General features: G+C 46.9%; 1 protein-coding gene. It reads left to right on the top strand.

All coding sequences use genetic code 11. The annotated features are described in order from the left end of the window. On the top strand, positions 1 to 243 hold a 243-nt coding region (locus RRF55_RS27675; protein ID WP_439419251.1), incomplete at both ends, for a S1 RNA-binding domain-containing protein.

Here is a 243-nt window from a genome sequence, read left to right on the forward strand (position 1 = left end):
TCAATCACTGACTTCGGTATCTTCATCGGTTTACCAGGCGGTATCGATGGTCTAGTTCACTTGTCTGACATTTCTTGGAACGAACAAGGCGAAGAAGCTATCCGTCGTTACAAGAAGGGTGACACAGTTGAAGCGGTTATCTTGTCTGTAGACGCTGAAGGCAACCGTATCAGCCTTGGCATTAAGCAAATGAACAGCGATCCGTTCAACGATTTCTTAGCTGCTAACGAACGCGGTGCACTT

Source organism: Klebsiella sp. K47, assembly GCF_051858335.1.
Taxonomy (GTDB): domain Bacteria; phylum Pseudomonadota; class Gammaproteobacteria; order Enterobacterales; family Enterobacteriaceae; genus Klebsiella; species Klebsiella pneumoniae.